We start from the raw sequence: 25,015 nt of genomic DNA, 5'->3' as shown, positions 1-25,015 counted from the left end.
GCCGCTGGGGCACCATAATCCGCGCAAGCGGCACAATGAGGGCCATGGTCAGCGCATCCGCCGGTTCGACCGGTCCCGGCACGGTCAGCCCGTCCCGCGAGGACTTCCGCCTCCTCGCCGAGAGCCGCCGCGTGATCCCGGTCGTGCGCCGGGTCCTCGCCGACGGCGAGACGCCGATCGGGGTGTACCGCAAGCTCGCCGCCGACCGGCCCGGCACGTTCCTCTTCGAGTCCGCCGAGAACGGCGCGTCCTGGACCCGCTGGTCGTTCATCGGCGTCCGCAGCCCGGCCGCGCTCACCGTCCGCGACGGCGAAGCGGTCTGGACCGGCACCCCGCCGGTCGGCCTGCCGACCGACGGCAATCCCCTCGACGTCCTGCGCGAGACCATCGAAGCCCTGCACACCGAGCCGCTGCCCGGCCTGCCCCCGCTGACCGGCGGCATGGTCGGCTACATCGGCTACGACGCCGTGCGCTGGCTCGAAAAGCTGCCGGAGCTGGCCGAACGCGACCTCGACATCCCCGAGCTGACCATGCTCCTGGCCACCGACCTGGCCGCGTTCGACCACCACGAGGGCACGGTCACGCTCATCGCGAACGCCGTCAACTGGGACGACTCGCCCGAGCGCGTGGACGCGGCCTACGACGACGCCGTCGCCCGGCTGAGCGCGATGACCGAGCAGCTGCAGGTGCCCGCGCCCGCCACCGTCGCCGCGTTCGACCGGCCGGTGCCGGAATTCACCCGGAAGCGGTCGAAGGAAGACTTCCACGCGGCCGTCGAGAAGGCCGTCGAGGCGATCAAGGCCGGCGAAGCGTTCCAGATCGTGCCGTCGCAACGGTTCGAGATCCCGACCGCGGCCGACGCGATCGACATCTACCGCGTGCTGCGGACGTCCAACCCGAGCCCGTACATGTACCTGCTGCGGCTGGAGGGCTTCGACATCGTCGGCTCCAGTCCCGAATCCCTGGTCACCGTGCGGGACGGCCGCGCGACCACGCACCCGATCGCGGGCACCCGCTGGCGCGGCGCCGACCTCGAAGAGGACGCGCAGCTGGCCAAGGACCTCCTGGCCGACGAGAAGGAGCGCGCCGAGCACCTGATGCTCGTCGACCTCGGCCGCAACGACCTCGGCAAGGTCTGCAAGCCCGGCACCGTGCGCGTCGTCGACTTCTTCCAGATCGAGCGCTACAGCCACGTCATGCACATCGTGTCCACCGTCACCGGCGAGCTGGCCGAGGGCAAGACGGCGTTCGACGCGGTCACGGCGTGCTTCCCGGCCGGAACGCTGTCCGGCGCGCCGAAGGTCCGCGCGATGGAGCTGATCGAGGAGCTGGAGCCGGTCCGCCGCGCGCTGTACGGCGGGGTCGTCGGCTACCTCGACTTCGCCGGCGACGCCGACACCGCGATCGCGATCCGCACGGCGCTGGTGAAGGACGGCATCGCGCACGTCCAGGCCGGGGGCGGGGTGGTCGCCGACTCGGTGCCGGACTACGAGGACACCGAGTCGCTGAACAAGGCCCGGACCGTGCTTTCGGCGGTGGCCGCGGCCCAGACGATGGTGGCGGCGGGCCCCCTCGACCCGGCCGCGGACGCGGCTCATGTCTGACACGCCGGAAGCGCCGCGAGGGCCGGGTGCCCCGGTCGTGGCCGCGGCGGGTCCGGCGGCGAGGGCGCCGAAGCGTCCACTGTGGATGACGGTGACCGCGCTCCTGCTGGGCGCGCTGGCCCTGTGGGGTGCGTCACGGCTCACCTGGTTCGCCGAGTTCCGCGACGGCGGCGTCCGGGGGACCGTGCTCTACCGCGAGACCGGAGAGCAGCGGGCGAGCGCGCTCGTGCCACTGGCGCTGCTGGCCCTGGCCGGGGTGGCCGGGCTGGTCGCCACCGGCGGCTGGGCGCGGCGCGTACTGGGCGTCGTGCTGGCGCTGGCCGGCCTCGCGGCGATCTGGATCGGCGTCGCCGGGGTCCGGTTCTCCGGCTACGCCGACGGCCTGCCGGTCACCCAGATGCTGCTCGGCCGGGCGCTCGCCGTGGTCGCGGGAATTCTCGTCGCCGCCGGCGGGTTGGCAGCCGTCAAGGGTGCGGGCCGGGCCACCCGGCTCGGGGCGAAGTACGCGGCCCCGGCCACCCGGAAAAAGGTCCGTGACCCCGACGTCCAGCTGTGGGACGCCCTGTCCGAAGGGGAAGATCCCACGGACCTCCGGGGCAGGCATTCGGAGTAACGCGCACACCCGGAACCGGGCGTCTCGGATGCGGGGGTTAGCATCGTTTCGGCGGGAAGGGGAAGGTTTTTGTGAGCGACCTTGCGAGTGAAACCGTGAGCACGCGCCCTGGTGGGGGCGCCCGGTGAGCGTGCTCGAAGACATCGTCGCCGGCGTGCGGGAAGATCTCGCCGTGCGGGAATCCGCGCTGCCGTTCGACGAGCTGAAGATCCGCGCGGCCGCCGCCCCGGCGCCGCGCGACGTGATGGCCGCCCTGCGCGAGTCCGGCATCGGCGTCATCGCCGAAGTCAAGCGGCGCAGCCCGTCGAAGGGTGAGCTGGCCGACATTCCCGACCCGGCCGCGCTGGCGAAGGACTACGAAGCCGGCGGGGCGCGCGTGATCAGCGTGCTCACCGAACAGCGCCGCTTCGGCGGTTCGCTGGCCGACCTGGACGCGGTCCGCGCCGCGGTGGACACCCCCATCCTGCGCAAGGACTTCATCGTCAGCCCGTACCAGGTGCACGAGGCCCGGCTGCACGGCGCCGACATGGTGCTGCTGATCGTCGCCGCGCTGGAGCAGAACGCGCTCGTCTCGCTGCTCGACCGCGTCGAGTCGCTCGGCATGACCGCCCTGGTGGAGATCCACAACGCCGAGGAGGCCGACCGGGCCCTCGAGGCGGGCGCCAAGGTCATCGGCGTCAACGCGCGCAACCTGCACACCCTCGAGGTGGACCGCGACGTCTTCTCGCGGCTGGCCCCCGGCCTGCCGATGGACGTCTACAAGGTCGCCGAGTCGGGTGTCCGCGGGCCGGGCGACCTGATGTCGTACGCCGGTCACGGCGCCGACGCGGTGCTGGTCGGCGAGGGTCTCGTCGCCTCCGGCGACCCGAAGGGTGCCCTGGTCAAGCTGGTCACCGCCGGTTCCCACCCGGCCTGCCCGAGGCCGTCGCGGTGACCGAGGAGCACGGTGTTGTCGAAGAGCCTAAGGCGGCGTTCGGCACGCACGACCCCGACGAACGCGGCTACTACGGCCCGTACGGCGGGCGGTTCATGCCGGAGGCGCTGATCGGCGTCGTCGACGAGGTCGCGACCGAGTACGACAAGGCCCGGCACGACCCGGAGTTCCTGAACGAGTTCAACCGCCTGCTGAAGGATTACGCGGGCCGTCCGTCGCTGCTCACCGAGGCCAAGCGCTTCGGCGAGCACGCCGGTGGCGCCCGGGTGTTCCTCAAGCGCGAGGACCTGAACCACACCGGCTCTCACAAGATCAACAACGTGCTGGGCCAGGCGCTGCTCACCAAGCGGATGGGCAAGAAGCGCGTCATCGCCGAGACCGGAGCGGGCCAGCACGGCGTCGCGACGGCCACCGCGTGCGCGCTGCTCGACCTCGACTGCGTCGTCTACATGGGCGAGGTCGATACCGAGCGCCAGTCCCTGAACGTGGCCCGCATGAAGCTGCTCGGCGCCCAGGTGATCCCGGTCAAGACCGGCTCGCGGACGCTGAAGGACGCGATCAACGAGGCGCTGCGCGACTGGGTCACCAACGCCGACACCACGCACTACCTCTTCGGCACGGCCGCCGGGCCGGCGCCGTTCCCGGCGATGGTGCGCAACTTCCACCACGTCATCGGCACCGAGGCCCGCGAGCAGATCCTGGAGCAGGCCGGCCGCCTGCCCGACGTCGTCGCGGCCTGCGTCGGCGGCGGGTCGAACGCGATCGGCATCTTCTCGGGCTTCTACGACGACCCGTCCGTGCGGCTGGTCGGCCTGGAGCCGGGCGGCGAGGGCATCGAGGGCAACCGCCACGGCGCGACGCTCACCAAGGGCACCCCGGGCAACCTGCACGGCGCGATGACGTACCTGCTGCAGGACGAGGACGGCCAGACGGTCGAGTCGCACTCGATCTCGGCCGGGCTCGACTACCCGGGCGTCGGCCCCGAGCACGCGTGGCTCAAGGACACCGGCCGCGCCGAGTACCGCCCGATCACCGACGCCCAGGCGATGGACGCGTTCAAGCTGCTGTCCCGCACCGAGGGCATCATCCCGGCGATCGAGTCGGCGCACGCGCTGGCCGGCGCGCTGGACCTGGGCCGTGAGCTGGGCCCGGACGGGCTGATCGTGGTCAACCTGTCGGGCCGCGGCGACAAGGACATGGACACGGCGGCCAAGTGGTTCGGACTGGTGAACGAATGAGCGGGCTGGACGACCTCTTCGCCGCGACGCGCGCCGAAGGGCGTGGCGCGCTGATCGGCTACCTCCCCGCGGGGTTCCCGACCGTTTCCGGGTCCAAGGACCTGATCGCGGCGTGCGTGGACGGCGGCGCGGACCTCATCGAGGTCGGCGTCCCGTATTCGGACCCGGTGATGGACGGTCCCACCATCCAGGCCGCGTCGGTGACCGCGCTGGACAACGGCTTCCGGCTCAAGCACCTGTTCGAGGTCGTGGAGTCGGTGTCTTCGCGGGGCGGCCGCGCGGTCGTGATGACGTACTGGAACCCGGTGAACCGCTACGGAGTGGACCGCTTCGCGCGCGACCTCGCCGCGGCGGGCGGGCTCGGCCTGATCACGCCGGACCTGATCCCGGACGAGGCCGGCGCGTGGATTTCGGCGTCGGAGACGCACGGCTTGGACCGGACGTTCCTGGTGGCGCCGTCGTCGTCGGAGGAGCGGCTGGCTCTCACGGCGGCCGCGTCGTCGGGGTTCATCTACGCGACCGCGGTGATGGGCGTGACGGGCGCGCGTGACCAGGTCGGCGCGGGTGCCGAGGAGCTGGTCAGGCGCACTCGCGCGCACACTTCGCTGCCGATCGGCGTGGGCTTGGGCGTCCGATCCGGCGCGCAGGCGGCCCAGGTGGCGTCGTTCGCGGACGCGGTGATCGTGGGCTCGGCCCTGGTCACGGCGGCGGCCGAGGGTGCTTCCGGGGTCCGTGCGCTGTCCGCCGAGCTGGCCGAAGGTGTCCGCCGGGCCGTCACACCTGCCTGAGGGGCCTTCCCAGCCTACTGTTGACTGCCGGACAGCGCCCCAAGGCGGCCTTCGGTGCGTCAGACGCACCCAAGGCGGCCTTCGGTGCGTGAGACGCAACGAAGGCCACATTGGGGCGCTTCGGACTTGGCGACTGGGCCGGGGACCACTTGCCCGGAGTGCTGTCACGCCTGCGTGACGCCCATCGCCCGATCAGAACTGTCGGTGGCGGTCTGCATACTCCTCGTGTGAGGATCCACAACGCGCTCTTCTTGCCGCCACGACCGGACGGCTGGACGGTCGACGAAGTTCTCGCCCTCCCCGACGCGCAAACCTTGGCGCAGCGGATCGAACTCGTCGACGGCGCACTCGTCGTGAGCCCGTGGCCGGGGCTGGAGCACCAGCGGCTGCTGGGGAAGCTCCAAGTCGCCTTGACGCCCGCCCTGCCGGCGGGCACTGAGCTGCTGCCCGGTGTGAACGTGCGTCTCGGAACGCAGCGTCTGCTGAGCCCCGACGTGGTGATCCTCAACTGTCCCGGGATCGACACCGTCGCCTGCGCGGCGAGCGATGTCCTCCTGGCCGCGGAAATCGTCTCGCCGTCGACCAAGATCCAGGATCGGGTCCTCAAGCGAGCCCTCTACGCCGAAGCCCTGATCCCGTACTACCTCCTGGTCGAGCCAGGCGAGCCCACGGCGGCAACCCTCTTCGAACTCCAAGGCGGCGAGTACGCCCCCATCGCCAAGAGCGACAAAGCGGAAATCGAGCTCACCCGGCCCTTCACCGCCACAATCCGCCTCGCCTGACCGCCTTTTGTACGAAAGCTGTACGCCGCCGCAGGAGAGTCCGCCCCATGGACATCGCACACCTCCCGCGGCGCAGCTTCCTCCGCGGCGCCGCCGGTCTCGCCGTCGCCGGAGCTGCCGGCCTGGTCCTCCCGAACGCAGCCCGAGCCGCCCAAGCTGCCGCCACTGAGCCGCGGATCTACAGCTGTGCCGAGTGGGGCGCCCGGGCGCCCGCCGATGTGCTCACCACGCTCGACCACCCGGCGAACCGGATCCTCATCCACCACATCGCCAGCGCCAACAGCACCGACTACTCGCTCGCCCACGCCTTCCAGGTCGCGCGCGACGACCAGCACGACCACATCGACAACAACGGCTGGTCCGACACCGGCCAGCACTTCACCGTCAGCCGCGGCGGGTACCGGCTCGAAGGGCGGCACGGCAGCCTCGACGCGCTGCGCGGCCGCACCACCATGATCCAGGGCGCGCACTGCCCCGGGCAGAACACCAACGCCATCGGCATCGAAAACGAAGGCCTCTACACCAGCGTCGAGCCGCCCGAGACGCAGTTCGCCTCGCTTGTCGTCTTCTGCGCCTACATCTGCCGCCAGTACGGCATCCCGGTCGAAGAGATCAAGGGCCACCGCGACTTCTACAACACCGAATGCCCGGGCGACAAGCTCTACGCGAAACTGCCGCAGCTGCGCAGCGAGGTCGCCAAGGCGCTCAAGTCAATGTAGGTACCGCATCACGGCGCACAGCTCGTCCGGCGGCAGCGCGCCGAGCCGGTTGAGCTCGCCGCGGCGGACGTCCACCAGCGTCGCCGCCAGCTCCGGGCCGAACGCCGTCGTCAACGCCGAGTCCGCTTCGAACGCCGTCACCGCGTCGGCCAGCGAGGTCGGCAGCCGCTCGGCGGAGGGGAGCGTTCCGGGGTCGACGTCGACCGGCTCCGGCAACGACGCCTCTTCCGCAAGCCCGGCCAGGCCCGCGAAAATCAGCGCCGCCACCACCAGGTACGGGTTCGCCGTCAGGTCGAAGCATTTGACCTCGAAGTTCGCCGCCCGATCGCGCTGCCCGGCCGGTCCCTGCACCAGCCGCAGCGGCGCCTCGCGGTTCTCCAGGCCCCACACTCGGTACACCCCGGCCCAGTGGTGCGGTTCGAGCCGCAGGTAGCTGACCACCGACGGCGCGCCGATCGCCAGCAGGGCCGGCAGCCGGGAAAGAATCCCGGCGCCGAACGCCTCCGCCGTCTCCGTGAGCCCGAACCGCCGGTCGCCGCCGGTGCACAGGTTGCGGTCGCCGTCCCACAGGCTCAGGTGGACGTGGCCGCCGTTGCCGACGCCGTCCGGGGCGAACTTCGGCGTGAACGACGCCCGCAGCCCGTACTGCCGGCTGACCGTCCGGATCGTCTCGCGCGTCAGCACGGCGACGTCCGCCGCGCGCACCGGGTCGCCGGCCGCCACCGACACCTCGAACTGCCCGGCCGCGTACTCGGGGTGGACCTGCTCCACCGCGACTCCCTGGGCGGCCAGCGTGGACACCAGCTTGCGCAGGTAGCCCGCCTGCGAGGAGAGCCGCGCGTAGCCGTAGGCCGGGCCCGCGGTGGCCGAGCGCGGGTCGTCCGGTGCGTCGGCCGCCGTGACCACCCACTCGATCTCGAACGCCGTCCGCGCGTTGTAGCCCAGTTCCGCGAGCCGGGCCGTCGCGGCCGTGGCCAGGGCCCGCGCGTCCTGCGGGTGCGGCTCGCCTTCCTGGTCGTAGCGCCAGGCCGGCGCCCACGCCCAGCCGGGCTGCGCGGCCAGGGGCACGAGCGCGTCGAGATCGGGGTGCAGCCGCAGATCGCCGACCGGGCCACGCGAGTGGGTACCGCCGACGATGTCGTCGGTGGCCAGGAAGAAGTCGAACGAGTTCGACGCGCCGACGCCCCACGCCGCCGCCGACCACAGCCGGTCCACCGGGACGGCCTTCACCCGCGCGATCCCGCTGTTGTCCACGAAGGTCAGCGCGACGAGCTCCACGCCGGCGGCGCGCAGGCCGTCGGCCCGGAGAGCGCCTTGTTGCGCGAGTTCTGCCCGATCGAGCTGGCTCATCCTGCCCCCGTCGCTGTTCACTGGATCCGCTCACCTGAGAAAGAGGTGAAAGATCGTGTCAGACACCGTCGAAACCCGTCCAGGGCTGCGCCGGTCCCTCTCCGTCTGGCAGGCCGTCGGCCTGTCCGTGGCGTTGATGGCCCCGAGCATGGCTGCCAACATCAACCCCCAGCAAACGGCGGCCGCCGCCGGGCGGGCCGTGCCGCTCGCCTTCCTGCTCTCCGCGGTCGGCGTGCTGCTGGTCGCGTACGGCTTCGTCAAGCTCTGCCAGTACTACCAGCACGCCGGTTCGGTGTACGCCTTCGTCGGCGCCACCCTCGGCCCGCGCGCGGGCGTCGTCTCCGGTATCGGTCTGCTCGGGACGTACACGTTCTACGCCGTCGTCACCAGCTCGGCCGCGGGCACGCTGGGCACGGCTTTCCTGACCCAGACCGGGATCTGGCCGGATCCACCGTCCTGGGGGCCGTTCGTGCTGACGGCCGTCGCGCTGGTCGGCGCCTGGCTGCTGGCCGTGCTGCCCGCTCGCCGCGGCACGAGCACCCTGCTCGCCGTCGAAGGCGCGACGATCGCGGTGATCCTGCTGGTCACCGTCGTGATCCTGGTTCGGCTCCTCGCCGGGAACGCCCCCGGCGGCGCCCGCTTCACGATGGACATCTTCGTCCCGGAAACCGGGCTTTCCGGCGTGTTCCTCGGCGCGGTCTTCGGGTTCCTGTCCTTCGCCGGGTTCGAGGCCGCCGCGACGCTCGGCGAGGAAACCCACGACCCGAAGCGCAACATCCCGCGCGCGATCCTGGGCACGGCGATCTTCGGCGGCCTCTACTTCGTGGTGGTGACGGCGGTGGAGATGATGGCGTTCGGCGGCGACGCGAACGCGTTCCACGACTCGCCGTCCCTGCTCGGTGACCTCGGCAGCCGGTACGCGGGCGCCTGGGTCGGCGACGTCATCAGCGTGGGTGCGGCGATCAGCGCGTTCGGCTGCTGCCTCGCCTGCGTCGTCGGCGGTTCGCGGCTGCTCTACGCCCTGGGCCGCGATGCGGGTGGCGGCCTCGGCCGGACGTCCTCGCGGGGTACGCCGGTGGCCGCGGTGACGGCCGTGACGCTCGCCGCGGTCCTGATCATCGTGGTGTGCGCGGTGTTCTTCGGCGCGACGGCGTCGGACACGTTCGCCTGGTCCGGTTCGATCGGGACGCTCATCCTGCTGGTGATCTACCTGCTCACGACCGTCGGCGCGATCCTGCTGCTGTTCGTGAAGCACCGGATGCGCGTGCCGGCCTGGCACCTGGTGTTCCCGATCGGGGCGCTCGCCGTGCTGGGGTACACCGTGTACGTCAACGTGGTGCCGTACCCGACCGAGGGACCGGCGCGCTGGTTCCCGGTGGTGGCCGCGGCGGTGCTGCTGCTCGCCGTGCTCGCCGTCCTGTCCGCGCCCGGGTTCGCTCGTAGGGTGGGGGAGAGGCTGACGAGCGTGGACGGAGGCGCATGACCGATTTGCTTCCGTTCGTCGCGGACCTGCCGCTGGTGGACCACCACTGCCACGGCGTCGTCACCCGCGACGTCACGCGCGGGGACTTCGAGGCGATGCTGACGGAGGCCGACGCGCCGTCGCCGCTCGGCACGAGCCTGTTCGACTCGCTCATCGGGCTGGCCGTGCGCGAACGCTGCGCGCCCGTGCTCGACCTGCCGAAGCATGCCCCGGCCGAGGCCTACCTCGAGCGCCGCGCCGAACTCGGCGCGGCCGAGGTGGCCCGGCGGTTCCTCCGGGCCACCGGCACGGCCGACTTCCTCCTGGACGGCGGGTTCCTGCCGGACGCGCTGACCACGACGGTCCAGTTCGCCGAACTGGCGGGCACACGCGCGCACGACATCGTCCGGCTGGAACAGGTCGCCGAAGCGGTGATCCGGGGTTCCTCCGCGGCTGGGTTCGCCGCCGCCTTCGCCGACGAGCTGGAGAAACGCGCCGCGACCGCCGTCGGGCTCAAGTCGATCGCGGCCTACCGCGTCGGCCTGGACCTGGCAGGGGAACGGCCGTCGCCGTCGGAGGTCGAAGCCGCCGCCGGGCGGTGGCTGGCGGCGGGCGGCACCCGGCTCGCCGACGAGGTGCTGCACCGCCACCTCGTGTTCACCGGCCTCGACCTCGGGCTGCCGGTGCAGTTCCACGTCGGCTACGGCGACGCCGACGTCGACCTGCACCGCTGCGACCCGCTGCTGCTCACCGGGCTGCTGCGGGCCACGCGCGGCAGCGGCGTGCCGATCCTGCTGCTGCACAACTACCCCTTTCACCGCCACGCCGCGTATCTGGCGCAGGTTTTCGAGCACGTGTTCGTCGACGCCGGGCTCATCACGCACAACGCGGGGTTCCGGGCGCCGGCCGTGCTGGCCGAGCTCCTGGAGATCGCGCCGTTCGGGAAGGTGCTCTTCTCCACCGACGCCTTCGGCCTGGCCGAGCTGTACCACCTGGGCACGGCCCTGTTCCGGCAGGGTTTGTCGGACTTCGTCCGTGCCGCGCTCGACGCGGACGCGATGTCCGAAAAGGACGCCGTCCGGCTGTGTGCTTTGGTGGGACACGAGAACGCGAAGAGGATCTACCGCTTGGAGCACGTGTGAGTGATCTGTGGACCCGGTGGACGCAGGCGATCGCCGACGAACTGCCCGCCGCCGTCGAACTCCGGCACGCCGTGCACGCCGACCCCCGCGGGTCCGGCGACGAGGAGGACACCGCCCGCCTGGTGGCCGGCGCGCTCGGCGCCGGCGACGGGACCCGCGTCGCCAAGACCGGCCGGGCCATTCCGCTGCCGGGCGGGGACGGCCCGGCCGTGGCGCTGCGGGCCGAACTCGACGCGCTGCCGGTGCTGGAGGGCACCGGCGTGCCGTGGGCGTCCGGGAACGAGTTCATGCACGCGTGCGGCCACGACGTCCACCTCGCCGCGCTGGTCGCCGTCTGCCGGGCCGCACGGCGCGTCGGCGTGCCACGGCCGATCCTGGCGCTGCTCCAGCCGCGAGAGGAGACGTCGCCGCCCGGCGCGCTCGACGTCATCGAGTCCGGCGTGCTGGCCGAGCACGGGGTGGACGCGGTGATCGGCGCGCACGTCCAGCCGCGGATCGCGCACGGCGTCGTCTCGGCGGCGCCGGGGCCGGTGAACGCCTCCACCGACGAGTTCGAGGTGACCATGCAGGGCCAGGGCGGCCACGCCGGCTACCCGCACCTGCTGCGCGACCCGATCCTGGCGCTGTCGCAGCTGGTCGTGAGCCTGCAGCAGCTCCCGTCGCGGCGGATCGACCCGGTGTTCGGCGCGGTCTGCTCGATCGGCCGGATCCAGGGCGGCACCGCGGCCAACGTCGTCCCGAACAGCGCGAGCGCGTTCGGCTCGCTTCGCCTGATGCGCGCGAAGGACCGCGAGCGCGCCTTGGAAACGCTGGCGGACATCGTGCACGGCACCGCGCGGGCGCACGGCTGCACGGCCGAGCTGGAGATCAGCCCGTGCGAGCCGGTCCTGGACAACGACCCGGCGCTGGCGGCGGGCGCGCAGCGGTGGCTGCGGCACGCGGGCTTCGCCGTCGACGAGGGGTTCCGCTCGTTCGGCGCCGACGACTTCGCCCACTACTGCGGCGGCGCGACCCGCGGCCTGATGCTGTTCGTCGGCCTCGGCGACACGGCAGGCGTGCCGAGCCTGCACGACGACCGGTTCCTGCCGCGTGACCAAGCCGTCACCCAGGTCGCGCACGCGCTGGTGGCGGGGTACCTGGCCGCTTTGGATGCTCCGGCGTCTTAGCGCTACGGTGGCCGCGTGATGAGCGCCTTTCTCGCGACGATCCCCAGCCCCGACCGCGGTGTCTGGCACCTGGGACCGATCCCGCTCCGCGCGTACGCCCTGTGCATCATCGCCGGCATCATCGTGGCGATCTGGTGGGGGGAACGGCGCTGGATCGCCCGCGGCGGCACCCAGGGCACGGTGATCGACGTCGCGGTGTTCGCGGTGCCGTTCGGCCTGGTCGGCGGCCGGTTGTACCACGTGATCACCGACCCCGAGCTGTACTTCACCGAGGGTCGCAACCCGTGGAACGCGTTCGCGATCTGGGACGGCGGCCTCGGCATCTGGGGCGCGATCGCCCTCGGCGCGGTGGGCGCGCTCATCGCCTGCCGCCGCAAGGGCATCCCGCTGCCGGCGATGGCGGACGCGCTCGCCCCCGGCATCGTCGTCGCGCAGGCGATCGGCCGCATCGGCAACTACTTCAACCAGGAGCTCTACGGCGCGCACACGGACCTGCCGTGGGGGCTCGAGGTCTACCAGCGCTTCAACCCGGAGGACCCGGACAACCTGCTGAACGGCGTCGCGACGGGGCACATCCCGCTGCCGGAGAGCCCGGTCCACCCGACGTTCCTGTACGAGCTCATCTGGAACCTGCTGGTCGCGCTGCTGGTGGTGTGGGCGGACCGGAAGTTCAAGCTCGGGCACGGGCGGGCGTTCGCGCTGTACGTGGCGGGGTACACGGTCGGCCGCGGCTGGATCGAGATGATGCGGACCGACACGGCGAACCACATCCTCGGCCTGCGGGTGAACGTGTGGACGTCGATCCTGCTGTTCCTCGGGGCGGTGGCGTACTTCGTGCTCGCCGGCCGTCGCGGGCCGCGGGAGGCGCCGGAGACGCTAGTGAGCAAGGACGCCCCGGGGCCGGACGAGGTTCCGGTGGCCGCGGAGGAGACCCCGGCTGGGGATGCGAAGCCCGAGTCCGAGTCCGTGGTCGCCGACGAGCCGGAGCCCGCGAAGGTGGCGGCCGATGCCCCGGCTTCCGCGGAGAAGCAGGCTTCCGCGGAGGCACCGGTCGAGGAACCGAAGAAGACCGACGAGAGCTGACCTGACCGCCGGCTCAAGCGTCTTGAATGACTCATTCAGGACCTCCGACGTCTTGAATGAGTCATTCAAGACGTCGGAGGTCCCGGGTCAGAGGTCGGGCAGGCCGAGTTCGAGGTTCGGCGTCTGCAGGCCGCCGTCGACCTCGATGATCTTGCCCGTGATGTACCCGCCGGCCCGGGACGCCAGGAACACCACCGTCGCCGCGATGTCCTCGGCCTCGCCGATCTTCCGCAGCGGCGTCGCCGACTCCATCTTGTCCTTCAGCTCCGGGTTGCCGACGACGATCTCCAGCGCCGACGTCGCCACCGACCCCACCGAGATCGCGTTGACCCGTACGCGAGGGGCCAGGTCCGCCGCCGCCAGCCGCGTGTAGTGCGCGAGAGCCGCCTTCGCCGTCCCGTACGCCGCGAAGCCGCGCCCCGAGACCCGGCCCAGCACCGACGAAATGTTGACCACCGAGCCGCCGGTCTTCACCAGCGAAGGCGCCGCCGCCACCGTCAGCGCGTGGGCCGTCGCGACGTTGAAGCGGAAGGCTTCCTCCATGAAGTCCACCGTCGACTCCAGCAACGGCCGCGGGTACGTGCCGCCGACGTTGTTGACCACCAGGTCGACCCGCCCGAACTCCGAGACCGCCGTCTCGGCCAGCGCGGCCGCGGCTTCGGGCGACGAGAGGTCGACGGGCACCGGGACCGCCCGGCGGCCCGCGTCGGCAACGAGCGCGGCGACTTCCTTGAGCTGGGCTTCGGTGCGGGACGCGATCACCACGTCGGCGCCCGCTTCGGCGAGGGCCACGGCGGTGGCCGCCCCGATTCCGCGTCCGGCGCCGGTGACCACCGCGACCTGGTCGGTGAGCTTGAACCGATCGAGGATCATGCGGCGAAATGTAACACGTTCTAGTGACCGGGGACACAGCGCGCCGATCAGGTCACGTTAGACTTGACCAGGGTTTCCGGGCCGTATACTTAGCGGAACGAACTACCGGCAACCCATCAGGAACTACGTCGTTCCGCGCAGCCAGATCGTTACCGTCCGACGCCGTCCGGGGCGCTCTGAAGTGCTGCTGCCGTGTTTCCCAGGTGTTAAAGTCGCGCTAACAAGCGGGCCATCGTCGTCCCGTGCGCTCCCCGGCCGGTAGTCCCGGCCCCGCACGACAAGACGACGAAGGAGGTCCCGTTGATCTTCTCCGCCATGCCCGGCAAGCAGGGTCTGTACGACCCGGAGACCGAGCAGGACTCCTGCGGTGTGGCCATGGTGGCCGACATCCGCGGACGCCGTTCCCACGGCATCGTCACCGACGGCCTGGCCGCGCTGACCAACCTCGACCACCGCGGCGCCGCGGGCGCCGAGCCCACCTCCGGCGACGGTGCCGGCATCCTGCTCCAGCTGCCCGACGCGCTCCTGCGCGCCGAAGCCGGCTTCGAGCTGCCCGAACCGGACGAGCACGGGCACCACGCCTACGCCGCCGGCATCGCTTTCCTGCCGCAGGACGCCGAGCAGCGCCGCAAGGCCGTCGGGCTGGCCGAACGCATCGCCGTCGAAGAGGGCCTCGAGGTCCTCGGCTGGCGCGAGGTCCCGGTCGACGCCGACCGCGCCGACATCGGCCCGACCGCCCGCTCGGTCATGCCGCACTTCGCCATGCTGTTCGTCACCGGTGACGGAAAATCGGGGCTGGCGCTGGACAGACTCGCGTTCTGCCTGCGCAAGCGCGTCGAGAACGAGAGCGTGAACGCCGGCTGCGGCACCTATTTCCCTTCCCTGTCCTCGCGGACGATCGTCTACAAGGGCATGGTGACGCCGGAGCAGCTGCCCGCGTTCTTCGCCGACCTGCGCGACGTGCGGCTGGAAAGCGCCATCGCCCTGGTGCACTCCCGCTTCTCCACCAACACCTTCCCGTCGTGGCCCCTGGCCCACCCGTTCCGGTTCGTGGCCCACAACGGCGAGATCAACACCATCCGCGGCAACCGCAACCGCATGCGCGCCCGCGAGGCGCTGCTGGAATCCGACGTCTTTCCCGGCGACCTGAGCAGGCTCTTCCCGATCTGCGCGCCGGACGCGTCGGACTCCGCGTCCTTCGACGAGGTGCTCGAGCTGCTGCACCTCGGCGGCCGGTCGCTGCCGCACGCGGTGCTGATGATGATCCCGGAGGCGTGGGAGAACCACGCCACCATGAAGCCCGAGCGCCGCGCGTTCTACCAGTTCCACGCCAGCCTGATGGAACCGTGGGACGGCCCGGCCTGCGTCACCTTCACCGACGGCAGCCTGGTCGGCGCGGTCCTGGACCGCAACGGCCTGCGCCCGGCGCGCTGGTGGCGCACGGCCGACGACCGCGTCGTGCTCGCCAGCGAGGCCGGTGTCCTCGACGTCGCCCCGAAGGACGTCGTCGCCAAGGGACGGCTCAAGCCCGGCAAGATGTTCCTGGTCGACACCGAGGCCGGCCGGATCGTGGACGACGAAGAGGTCAAGTCCGCGCTGGCCGCCGAGCTGCCCTACGACTCGTGGCTGCACGCCGGCCTGCTCAAGATCGCCGAGCTGCCCGACCGCGACCACATCGTGCAGAGCCACGACTCCGTGCTGCGCCGCCAGCTTTCCTTCGGCTACACCGAAGAAGAGCTCAAGATCCTGCTCGCGCCGATGGCCACCAACGGCGCCGAGCCGATCGGCTCGATGGGCACCGACACCCCGCCCGCCGTCCTGTCCAAGCGGTCGCGGCTGCTCTACGACTACTTCAAGCAGAACTTCGCCCAGGTGACCAACCCGCCGCTGGACGCGATCCGCGAGGAGCTCGTCACCTGCATGGCGCGGATCATGGGCCCGGAGCGCAACCTGCTGGCCCCCGGCCCGGCGTCCTGTCGCCACCTGAAGCTGCCGTACCCGGTCATCGACAACGACGAGCTCGCCAAGCTCATCCACATCAACGACGACGGCGACCTCCCCGGCTTCGCCTGCAGCGTCCTTTCCGGACTGTACGAAGTGGACGGTGGCGCCGAGGCGCTGGCGTCGGCGATCGAGCGCGTCCGGCGCGAGGCGTCCGAGGCGATCGCGGCCGGCGCGCGCACGCTGGTGCTGTCCGACCGCGACTCCGACCACCGGATGGCGCCGATCCCGTCGCTGCTGCTGGTGGCCGCGGTGCACCACCACCTGGTGCGCACCAAGGAACGCCTGCGCGTCGCGCTGGTCGTCGAATCCGGTGACGCGCGCGAGGTGCACCACATCGCGCTGCTGCTCGGCTACGGCGCCGCCGCGGTCAACCCGTACCTGGCCTTCGAGACCATCGAAGACATGATCGGGCAGGGCGCGGTCACCGGCATCGAGCGCGCGAAGGCCGTCCGCAACTACGTCTACGCCCTGGTCAAGGGTGTCCTGAAGATCATGTCCAAGATGGGCATCTCCACGGTCGGCGCGTACACCGCCGCCCAGGTCTTCGAATCCCTCGGCCTGAGCCAGGACCTGCTCGACGAGTACTTCACCGGGACGTCGTCGAAGCTCGGCGGCGTCGGCCTCGAGGTGCTCGCCGAAGAGGTCGCGACGCGCCACCGCCGCGCGTACCCGGAGAACCCGACCGACCGCGTCCACCGTGGACTCGACACCGGCGGCGAGTACGCCTACCGCCGCGAGGGCGAGCTGCACCTGTTCACGCCGGAGACGGTGTTCCTGCTGCAGCACGCGTCCAAGACCGGCCGCGAAGAGGTGTACCGCAAGTACACCGACGAGGTGCACCGCCTCTACCGCGAAGGCGGCACGCTGCGCGGGCTGTTCGCGTTCAAGGACGGCGTCCGCGAGCCGGTGCCGCTCGACGAGGTCGAGCCCGCCGAGGCGATCTTCAAGCGCTTCAACACCGGCGCGATGTCGTACGGCTCGATCTCGGCCGAGGCGCACGAAACCCTGGCCATCGCGATGAACCGGATCGGCGGCCGGTCCAACACCGGCGAAGGCGGCGAGGACCCCGAGCGGCTCTACGACCCCGAGCGCCGCAGCGCGATCAAGCAGGTCGCTTCGGGCCGCTTCGGCGTCACCAGCGAATACCTGGTCAACGCCGACGACATCCAGATCAAGATGGCGCAGGGCGCGAAGCCCGGCGAGGGCGGCCAGCTGCCCCCGAACAAGGTGTACCCGTGGATCGCGCGGACCCGGCACTCGACGCCGGGCGTCGGCCTCATTTCGCCGCCGCCGCACCACGACATCTACTCGATCGAGGACCTGGCGCAGCTGATCCACGACCTCAAGAACGCCAACGAGCACGCCCGCATCCACGTGAAGCTGGTGTCCTCGCTCGGCGTCGGCACGGTGGCGGCGGGCGTGTCCAAGGCGCACGCGGACGTCGTGCTCATCTCGGGTCACGACGGCGGCACCGGCGCGTCGCCGATGAACTCGCTCAAGCACGCGGGCACGCCGTGGGAGATCGGCCTCGCCGAGACCCAGCAGACGTTGCTGCTCAACGGGTTGCGCGACCGGATCACCGTGCAGGTGGACGGCGCCATGAAGACCGGGCGCGACGTCGTCATCGCGGCGCTGCTCGGCGCCGAGGAGTACGGCTTCGCGACGGCCCCGCTCGTCGTCGCGGGCTGCATCATGATGCGCGTCTGCCACCTCGACACCTGCCCGGTCGGCGTCGCCACGCAGAGCCCCGAGCTGCGCAAGCGCTACACCGGCCAGGTCGAGCACGTGGTCAACTTCTTCAAGTTCGTCGCCGAAGAAGTCCGGGAAACCCTGGCGGCGCTGGGCTTCCGCACGCTCGACGAGGCCATCGGCCACGCCGAGCTGCTGGACACCGACGAGGCCGTCGACCACTGGAAGGCGTCCGGTTTGGACCTGTCGCCGATCTTCGAGATGCCTTCGGAGACCCCGTACGGTGGCGCCAAGCGGCGCACCCGCGGCCAGGACCACGGCCTCGAGCACGCGCTGGACCGCACGCTCATCCAGCTCGCCGAGGCGGCGCTGGAAGACGCGCACCAGGTGAACATCGAGCTGCCGGTGCGCAACGTCAACCGGACCGTCGGCACGCTGCTCGGCTCGGAGATCACCCGCCGCTTCGGCGGCGACGGCCTGCCCGAGGGCACGATCCACGTCACGCTCACCGGCTCGGCTGGGCAGTCGCTCGGCGCGTTCCTGCCGCGCGGCATCACCCTCGACATGGTCGGCGACGCGAACGACTACGTCGGCAAGGGCCTCTCCGGCGGCCGGATCGTCGTCCGCCCCGACCCGGAGGCGGTCTTCGCGGCCGAGGCGCAGACGATCGCGGGCAACACCATCGCCTACGGCGCCACCGGCGGCGAGATCTTCCTGCGCGGCCAGGTCGGCGAACGCTTCTGCGTCCGCAACTCCGGTGCCACGGTCGTCGCCGAGGGCGTCGGCGACCACGCCTTCGAGTACATGACCGGCGGCCGCGCGGTGGTGCTCGGCCCGACCGGGCGCAACCTGGCGGCCGGCATGTCCGGCGGCATCGCCTTCGTCCTCGACGTCGACGCGAAGAAGGTCAACCAGGACATGGTGGACCTGCTGCGCCCGACCGCCGACGACCTGGCGTGGCTGAAGAAAACCGTGCAGCAGCACTACGATTTCACCCGCTCGGCGGTGGCGGCCTCGCTGCTCGGCGACTGGCCGCGCCGCTCCGTGGCGTTCACCAAGGTGATGCCGCGTGACTACCAGCGGGTCCTGGACGCGGCAAAGGCGGCGCGCGCCGCCGGCCGCGACGTCGACGAGGCGATCATGGAGGCCGCTCGTGGCTGACCCGACCGGTTTCCTGAAGTACGACCGCGAAGAGCCTGCGAAGAAGTCCTATGAGGAACGGCTTTCTTCCTGGGGCGAGGTCTACGCGGACGTCCCCCCGGCCGAGCGCAACGAACAGGTGCGCAAGCAGGCGTCGCGGTGCATGGACTGCGGCATCCCGTTCTGCCACTCCGGCGGTTCCGGCTGCCCGCTGGGCAACCTGATCCCGGAGTGGAACGACCTGGTCCGCCGCGGCGACTGGGCCGCGGCGAGCGACCGGCTGCACGCCACCAACAACTTCCCCGAGTTCACCGGGAAGCTGTGCCCGGCGCCGTGCGAGGCGGGCTGCGTGCTGTCGATCTCGCCGGCCTCGGGCGGACCGGTGTCGATCAAGCGCGTCGAGCAGACGATCGCCGACCAGTCCTGGGAAGCGGGCTACGTCCAGCCGCAGGTGTCCGAAGTGTCCAGTGGCCGCCGGGTGGCGATCGTCGGCTCCGGGCCGGCCGGGCTCGCCGCCGCGCAGCAGCTGACCCGCGCCGGGCACGAGGTCACCGTGTTCGAGCGCGACGACCGGCTCGGCGGCCTGCTGCGCTACGGCATCCCCGAGTTCAAGATGGAGAAGAAGGTCCTCGACCGGCGCCTGGCGCAGCTGCGCAAGGAGGGCACCCGGTTCGTGACGGGCTGCGAGGTCGGCGTCGACCTGTCGGTGGACGACCTGCGTGCGCAGTACGACGCGGTGGTCCTCGCGGTCGGCGCGCTGCGCGGCCGCGACGACACGACGACGCCGGGACGGGACCTCAAGGGCATCCACCTGGCGATGGAGCACCTGGTGCCGGCCAACAAGTTCGTCGAGGGCGACGGCCCGCCGTCGATCGACGCGCGCGGCAAGCACGTGGTGATCATCGGCGGCGGCGACACGGGCGCGGACTCCTACGGCACGGCCACCCGCCAGGGCGCACTGTCGGTGACGCAGCTCGACCAGTACCCGACACCGCCTTCGGTCAGGGACGACGCGCGGTCGCCGTGGCCGACCTGGCCGTACATCCTGCGCACGTACGCGGCGCACGAGGAGGCGGGCGAGCGGAAGTTCGCGGTGGCGGTTCGCCGGTTCGTCGGCAACGACGAGGGCCGCGTGACGGCGATCGAGCTGCAGCAGGTCCGGGTGCAGAAGGACCCGGCGACCGGCCGCCGTGAGGTCATCCCGGTCAACGACGAGGTCGAGACGGTCCCGGCGGACCTGGTCCTGCTGGCGATCGGCTTCGAGGGCGTCGAGGAGATGCCGCTGCTCGGCGGCCTGGGCCTGTCCCTGACCCGACGCGGAACGCTGTCGTGCGGCACGGACTGGCAGACGGAGTCCCCCGGCGTGTTCGTCTGCGGCGACGCGCACCGCGGGGCGTCCCTGGTGGTGTGGGCGATCGCGGAGGGCCGTTCGGTGGCCAACGCGGTCGACACGTACCTGACCGGCGCGTCAGACCTCCCGGCGCCGGTGCACCCCACAGCCCTCCCGCTCGCCGTCGTCTGACCGATCAAGGTTCGTGAAGGCCACCTTGAGGAAGTTAAACTTCCTGAAGGTGGCCTTCACGGCTGTTAGGCCGAACGGCGGCTGTGCGCTCCGTGTCGGGACAACTACTTTCGAGTAGCTGTGTCGCCTTTGCGACGATTCACTTCTGCGGAAGGTGGGGCGTCTTGAAGCACACGAAACTCCGGGCCGCGGTGGTCACCGCCGTCCTTTCGCTCACGTTCGCCCTGGTCGGTACCCCCGCCCAGGCCGCACCGAAACCCTTCTGGACGCCCGATGCCATGCGGGCGGCCGTTCCGATGGACTCGCTCGTCAAAGCCCCCGCCTTCACGCCGAAAGACGTGGCCAAAGGGCAGAGCGCGATCATCCGGAGCATTCCGAACGGCGGTGGGCCCTGGACCGGCGGCGGCAAGGTCACCCAGACCGCCGGGCGGGTGTTCTTCCTGTTCAACGGCCAGAAAGCGTCGTGCTCCGGGGACGCCGTCACCAGCACCAACGGCAGTGTCGTCGTCACCGCCGGGCACTGCGTGAAGTACCAGGGCAGCTGGCACACCCAGTGGGTCTTCGTGCCCGGCTACAACAACGGCAACGTCCCCTACGGCCAGTGGGCGGCGAAGACCACCCTCACCACGCCGCAGTGGGAAGCCAGTGAGGACATCAACTACGACGTCGGCATGGCCGTGGTGAACCCGCTCAACGGCCAGCGGCTCACGGACGTCGTCGGCGCGCAGGGCATCGCCTTCAACCAGCCGAAGAACCAGAGCATGTACACCTTCGGCTACCCGGCCGCGGCGCCCTACGACGGCACGAAGCTGATCTACTGCAGCGGCAGCACCTTCACCGACTTCCTGCTGACCAAGGACCACGGCATGAGCTGCAACATGACCGGTGGCTCCAGCGGCGGGCCGTGGTTCCTCTCGTTCAACGAGGGCACCGGTACCGGCGCGCAGGCCTCGGTGAACAGCTTCGGCTACAACTTCCTGCCCGGCTACATGTTCGGGCCGTACTTCGGCGCCGACGCGCAGAACCTCTACACCCGCGCGCAGGCCGCGTGACCCACGTCAGCCCAGGGGCGGAGCGGGAGTTCCGGTCCCTGGGCTGACGTCTGCGCGCGCCGGGCGAACCAGGCTGGGGGCATGCGGAAAACCCTGATCGCGCTGGCCTCCCTGCCCCTGCTCGCGGCACCCCCGGCGGACGCGGCCCCACGAGTGCAGTGGACGGTCCCCTGCCCGGACTACGGCATGACGCCGTCCCCGACGGCCGGCCTCGAATGCGCCACCCTGCGCGTGCCGCTCGACTACGCGCACCCGGACCGCACCATCGAGCTGACCCTGTCCCGCAGCGCCGGCACCCCCGGCAGACGCCGCGGCGTGCTGCTGATGAACCCCGGCGGGCCGGGTAGTCCCGGACTTGCCATGCCCGCCCAGTTGCGGCAGCGGATGGGTGACTCCGGCCTGCCGGACGCCTACGACGTCATCGGCTTCGATCCCCGCGGCACCGCCTACAGCACGCCGGTGACGTGCGGCATGACGACGGCGGAGGAGCGCGGCGCGGTCCTCGGCCCGTACGCGGCCGGGCCGCGGGACGTCGCCACCACCGCGGCGAAAGCGCGTGCCGTGGCCGGGAAGTGCGGCGGTTCGTCCACAACGGACCTGCTGCCGCACATGACGACCGCGAACACCGCCCGTGACCTCGACCGGATCCGGGAAGCGCTGGGGGAGAAGAAGATCTCCTACTACGGCGTGTCCTACGGCAGCTACCTCGGCGCCGCCTACGCGTCGATGTTCCCCGGCCGCACCGACCGGATCGTGCTCGACAGCGTCCTCGGCCCGCGCGGCCTCGACGTCCGTGCCAACCAGCGCTTCGCCGAAGGGTTCGACGACCGCTTCCCCGACTTCGCCGCCTGGGCGGCCCAGCGTGACGACGGCTACCACCTGGGGCGGACCCCGGCGGCGGTGACGGCGAAGTTCTTCGAGCTCGCCGCCGTCCGCGGGCCCGAATTCCGGTCGAACACGTGGAACGGGCTCTATGACGACGCGCGCTTCCCCGCGGTCGCCGCGGAGTGGGCAGGCACCGCGCGCGCCGCGGCCGGGCCGCTCGACGGCGACAACCACGCCGCACTCCAGCTCCAGGTGATCTGCAACGACGCCGACTGGCCCGAGCAGGTCGGCTACTACCAGCGCGCGGTCGAACGCGAACGGGCGCGGCACCCGATGTTCGGCCCGGCCGCGGCGAACGTGAACCCGTGCGCGTTCTGGCCGGCCGAACGCGCCGAGCCGCCGGTGCGCGTCGGCGGTCCCGGCCCGGCGAACGTCCTGCTGGTGCAGAACCTGCGCGACCCGGCGACCCCGCTGTCGGGCGCGCGCGAGACGCGGGCGGCGTTCGGAACCCGTGCGCGGATGGTGACCGTCGACGCCGGCGGGCACGGTGTCTTCACGCGGGAAAACGCTTGCGGAAACGAAGCAGTGCTGGGCTATCTGCGTGACGGGGTCTTCCCCGCGGCGGACGGTTCCTGTCAGTCTGGACGGTGAGGGGGACATTTCCCCCTCGGGGGAAACAAGGGGAAACAATCATGAAAAGAATGATGTTCTTCGTCGTGTCCGTGCTGGCCGCGGTCCTGGTGGCCGCCCCCGCGGCGTCGGCCCGGACCACGTTCTGCATTCCGGAAAGCCTCCGGCTGCTCGGCACGGACGGCAATGACATCTGCCTTGGGGTGTCGACACCGTCGATCACGCCGCCGTTCACCGCGTTCGCCGAACAAAACGGCAGTCAGAACAACTGGTGCCTGTTCACCGGCCCGAAATACAGTGGATTGATGCTGCGGATCCCGGCGTTCTCGAGCGCCAACGTGTTCGCGACGTTCGCCTCGGGACGGCCCTGCTGATCCCGGGGGTCAGGTCACGGCGGTGAGCAGCGCCCAGTAGCCGCCACCGCCGACGACGACCCCCATCAGCAGGCCGGCCAGCACCTCCGGCGTGGTGTGGTCGCGCAGCGCGACGCGCGACCACGCCACCCAGGCTGCCGGCAGCGCGAGCAGCAGCGCCCACGGGCCGTACGTCAGGGCCAGCACCACGACGGCGGCCGAGGCGACCGCGGCGTGCAGGGAGATCTTGAACTTCGCACCGAATGTGATCGCCACGGCGACCAGCAGGCTCGCCAGCATCGACGCCGCCAGGGCGATCAGCTGCGCGGGCGCGCCCCCGGCGAGCAGCACGGCGAACCCGAGGCCGAGCGACACCCCGGCGGCCAGCAGCGGGATCCGGCGACCCGCCCGGTTCGTCACGTGGTGGCCGTCCCACTTGCCGCGTTTCGCCCCGCGGACGATCACCGCCATGGGGATCAGCGAGCCGGTGACGGAGATCAGCAGACCCCAGCCCAGCGCCGGGAGCGGCCGGTGCCCGGTGGCGGCCCAGGCGACGGCGAGGGGCAGCGTGAGGACCCATACCCAGGGGGCCAGGACTTCAGTCGCAAACCTGGCGAAGCGGAGCACGACGCGAACCCTATATTGGTGTGTGTGAACTGGACTGTGGACGTCCCCGTCGACACACTGCCCGAGCTGCCGCCGCTGCCGCCCGAACTGCGTCAGCAGCTCGACAAGGCGCTGGCCCGCCCGGCCGCGCAGCAGCCGGAGTGGCCCGACCCCGAGGCGACCCGGCGGGTCCGCGCCGTGCTGGAGAGCGTGCCGCCGATCACCGTCCCGGCCGAGATCGACCGGCTGAAGGGCCGGCTGGCGATGGTCGCCCGCGGCGAGGCGTTCCTCCTGCAGGGTGGTGACTGCGCGGAGACGTTCGAGTCCAACACCGAGCCGCACATCCGGGCCAACCTGCGCACGCTGCTGCAGATGGCGGTCGTGCTCACCTACGGCGCCAGCCTGCCGGTGGTCAAGGTCGGCCGGATCGCCGGTCAGTACGCGAAGCCCCGCTCGGCCGCGACGGACGCGCTGGGCCTGCCGGTGTACCGCGGCGACATCATCAACTCCCTGGTCGCCAAGCCCGAGCTGCGCGTGCCGGACCCCGGCCGGATGATCCGCGCCTACGCGAACGCGGGCGCGGCGATGAACCTGGTCCGCGCCCTCACGGCGGCGGGCATGGCCGACCTGCACCAGGTGCACGACTGGAACAAGGACTTCGTGTCGGCGTCGCCGGCGGCACAGCGCTTCGAATCACTGGCCAACGAGATCGACCGCGGCCTGCGGTTCATGTCGGCGTGCGGCGTCACCGACACGTCCCTGCAGTCGACCGAGATCTTCGCCAGCCACGAGGCCCTGCTGCTCGACTACGAGCGTTCGATGCTGCGTCTCGACAACGCCGACGCCGCCAACCCGAAGCTCTACAACCTCTCGTCGCACTTCCTCTGGATCGGCGAGCGGACCCGCCAGCTGGACGGCGCGCACATCGCGTTCGCCGAGCTGCTGGCCAACCCGATCGGGTTGAAGATCGGCCCGACGACCACGCCGGAGCAGGCGCTGGAGTACGTCGAGCGGCTCGACCCGCGTTTCGAGCCGGGTCGGCTGACGCTCATCTCGCGGATGGGCAACGGCAACGTCCGCGAGGTGCTCCCGGCGATCGTCGAGAAGGTCGAGGCGTCCGGGCACAAGGTCATCTGGCAGTGCGACCCGATGCACGGCAACACCCACGAGGCGTCGACCGGGTACAAGACCCGGCACTTCGACCGGATCGTCGACGAGGTCCAGGGCTTCTTCGAGGTGCACAACCAGCTGGGCACCTACCCCGGCGGCATCCACGTGGAGCTGACGGGCGAGGACGTCACGGAGTGCCTGGGTGGCGCCCAGGAGATCTCGGACGTCGACCTGTCGGGCCGCTACGAGACGGCCTGCGACCCGCGGCTGAACACGCAGCAGTCGCTGGAGCTGGCGTTCCTGGTCGCGGAGATGCTGCGCGGCTGAGGC

The 25,015-nt window shown here is 71.3% G+C and carries 20 protein-coding genes; 17 read left to right on the top strand and 3 right to left on the bottom strand.

Going from position 1 to position 25,015, the window contains the following annotated elements; translation table 11 throughout:
* The first annotated feature begins 44 nt into the window (after positions 1–44).
* The 7 genes from ACLJQF_RS15830 (at position 45) to ACLJQF_RS15800 (ending at position 6,678) form a co-directional block, all read left to right on the top strand.
* Positions 45–1,604 (top strand): anthranilate synthase component I, encoded by a 1,560-nt coding sequence (locus ACLJQF_RS15830; protein WP_410609389.1) that lies wholly within the window; start codon positions 45–47, stop codon positions 1,602–1,604.
* Positions 1,605–1,689: 85 nt separating this feature from the next.
* Positions 1,690–2,217: a Trp biosynthesis-associated membrane protein gene (locus ACLJQF_RS15825; protein ID WP_410609683.1), complete on the top strand. Its 528-nt coding sequence runs from the start codon at positions 1,690–1,692 to the stop codon at positions 2,215–2,217.
* Positions 2,218–2,341: 124 nt separating this feature from the next.
* Positions 2,342–3,151, top strand: a complete 810-nt coding sequence (trpC, locus tag ACLJQF_RS15820) for an indole-3-glycerol phosphate synthase TrpC (RefSeq protein WP_043783166.1) — start codon at positions 2,342–2,344, stop codon at positions 3,149–3,151.
* On the top strand, positions 3,148–4,389 hold the full coding sequence (gene trpB / locus ACLJQF_RS15815; RefSeq protein ID WP_410609388.1) for a tryptophan synthase subunit beta: 1,242 nt from the start codon (positions 3,148–3,150) through the stop codon (positions 4,387–4,389). The genes trpC and trpB overlap by 4 nt, the downstream gene beginning before the upstream one ends.
* A complete protein-coding gene (gene trpA / locus ACLJQF_RS15810; RefSeq protein ID WP_410609386.1) occupies positions 4,386–5,177 on the top strand; it encodes a tryptophan synthase subunit alpha in 792 nt (263 codons plus the stop codon). Before trpB ends, trpA begins: the two co-directional genes overlap by 4 nt.
* 227 nt (positions 5,178–5,404) lie before the next feature.
* Positions 5,405–5,959, top strand: coding sequence for a Uma2 family endonuclease (locus ACLJQF_RS15805; protein WP_410609385.1), 555 nt, complete (start codon positions 5,405–5,407; stop codon positions 5,957–5,959).
* Positions 5,960–6,006: 47 nt separating this feature from the next.
* Positions 6,007–6,678: a peptidoglycan recognition family protein gene (locus tag ACLJQF_RS15800; protein ID WP_410609383.1), complete on the top strand. Its 672-nt coding sequence runs from the start codon at positions 6,007–6,009 to the stop codon at positions 6,676–6,678.
* On the opposite strand, the gene ACLJQF_RS15795 is transcribed toward ACLJQF_RS15800, so the two are convergent.
* Positions 6,670–8,028 (bottom strand): glutamine synthetase family protein, encoded by a 1,359-nt coding sequence (locus ACLJQF_RS15795; RefSeq protein ID WP_410609381.1) that lies wholly within the window; start codon positions 8,026–8,028, stop codon positions 6,670–6,672. The two genes, ACLJQF_RS15800 and ACLJQF_RS15795, sit on opposite strands and share 9 nt — an antisense overlap.
* A 55-nt stretch (positions 8,029–8,083) precedes the next feature.
* On the opposite strand from ACLJQF_RS15795, the gene ACLJQF_RS15790 reads away from it, so the two are divergent.
* The 4 genes from ACLJQF_RS15790 to lgt are packed head-to-tail and all read left to right on the top strand — an operon-like array spanning position 8,084 to position 12,881.
* Positions 8,084–9,511 carry an APC family permease gene (locus ACLJQF_RS15790; RefSeq protein WP_410609379.1) on the top strand — a complete coding sequence of 476 codons (1,428 nt, stop codon included), beginning with the start codon at positions 8,084–8,086 and terminating at the stop codon, positions 9,509–9,511.
* Entirely contained in the window at positions 9,508–10,632 is a 1,125-nt protein-coding gene (locus ACLJQF_RS15785) for an amidohydrolase family protein (RefSeq protein ID WP_410609378.1), read from the top strand. Before ACLJQF_RS15790 ends, ACLJQF_RS15785 begins: the two co-directional genes overlap by 4 nt.
* The gene (locus tag ACLJQF_RS15780; RefSeq protein WP_410609376.1) at positions 10,629–11,798 is read left to right on the top strand and encodes a M20 metallopeptidase family protein; all 1,170 of its coding nucleotides are present in this window, start codon (positions 10,629–10,631) and stop codon (positions 11,796–11,798) included. The genes ACLJQF_RS15785 and ACLJQF_RS15780 overlap by 4 nt, the downstream gene beginning before the upstream one ends.
* Before the next feature lie 18 nt (positions 11,799–11,816).
* Complete coding sequence (gene lgt / locus ACLJQF_RS15775) at positions 11,817–12,881, top strand: prolipoprotein diacylglyceryl transferase (RefSeq protein WP_410609374.1); 1,065 nt, start codon at positions 11,817–11,819, stop codon at positions 12,879–12,881.
* An 87-nt stretch (positions 12,882–12,968) separates the two neighbouring features.
* On the opposite strand, the gene ACLJQF_RS15770 is transcribed toward lgt, so the two are convergent.
* Positions 12,969–13,754: an SDR family oxidoreductase gene (locus ACLJQF_RS15770; RefSeq protein WP_410609372.1), complete on the bottom strand. Its 786-nt coding sequence runs from the start codon at positions 13,752–13,754 to the stop codon at positions 12,969–12,971.
* A 300-nt stretch (positions 13,755–14,054) separates the two neighbouring features.
* On the opposite strand from ACLJQF_RS15770, the gene gltB reads away from it, so the two are divergent.
* The 5 genes from gltB to ACLJQF_RS15745 all read left to right on the top strand — a co-directional run bounded on the left by gltB (position 14,055) and on the right by ACLJQF_RS15745 (position 22,990).
* Positions 14,055–18,608 (top strand): glutamate synthase large subunit, encoded by a 4,554-nt coding sequence (gltB, locus tag ACLJQF_RS15765; protein WP_410609370.1) that lies wholly within the window; start codon positions 14,055–14,057, stop codon positions 18,606–18,608.
* Complete coding sequence (locus tag ACLJQF_RS15760; RefSeq protein WP_410609368.1) at positions 18,601–20,109, top strand: glutamate synthase subunit beta; 1,509 nt, start codon at positions 18,601–18,603, stop codon at positions 20,107–20,109. Before gltB ends, ACLJQF_RS15760 begins: the two co-directional genes overlap by 8 nt.
* A 164-nt stretch (positions 20,110–20,273) precedes the next feature.
* Positions 20,274–21,161 carry a trypsin-like serine peptidase gene (locus ACLJQF_RS15755; protein WP_410609367.1) on the top strand — a complete coding sequence of 296 codons (888 nt, stop codon included), beginning with the start codon at positions 20,274–20,276 and terminating at the stop codon, positions 21,159–21,161.
* Between the two features lie 81 nt (positions 21,162–21,242).
* Positions 21,243–22,637 (top strand): alpha/beta hydrolase, encoded by a 1,395-nt coding sequence (locus ACLJQF_RS15750; protein ID WP_410609366.1) that lies wholly within the window; start codon positions 21,243–21,245, stop codon positions 22,635–22,637.
* A 41-nt stretch (positions 22,638–22,678) separates the two neighbouring features.
* Entirely contained in the window at positions 22,679–22,990 is a 312-nt protein-coding gene (locus tag ACLJQF_RS15745; protein ID WP_410609365.1) for a hypothetical protein, read from the top strand.
* Positions 22,991–22,999: 9 nt separating this feature from the next.
* On the opposite strand, the gene ACLJQF_RS15740 is transcribed toward ACLJQF_RS15745, so the two are convergent.
* Positions 23,000–23,596, bottom strand: a complete 597-nt coding sequence (locus ACLJQF_RS15740; protein ID WP_410609364.1) for a phosphatase PAP2 family protein — start codon at positions 23,594–23,596, stop codon at positions 23,000–23,002.
* A gap of 24 nt (positions 23,597–23,620) precedes the next feature.
* On the opposite strand from ACLJQF_RS15740, the gene ACLJQF_RS15735 reads away from it, so the two are divergent.
* Positions 23,621–25,012 carry a class II 3-deoxy-7-phosphoheptulonate synthase gene (locus tag ACLJQF_RS15735; RefSeq protein ID WP_410609363.1) on the top strand — a complete coding sequence of 464 codons (1,392 nt, stop codon included), beginning with the start codon at positions 23,621–23,623 and terminating at the stop codon, positions 25,010–25,012.
* Positions 25,013–25,015: the final 3 nt, after the last annotated feature.

The sequence above is a fragment of the Amycolatopsis sp. lyj-109 genome, from assembly GCF_046548995.1.
GTDB lineage: Bacteria > Actinomycetota > Actinomycetes > Mycobacteriales > Pseudonocardiaceae > Amycolatopsis.
Note: the sequence above shows the minus strand (reverse complement) of the source record. Positions and strands in the feature narration are given on the sequence as shown.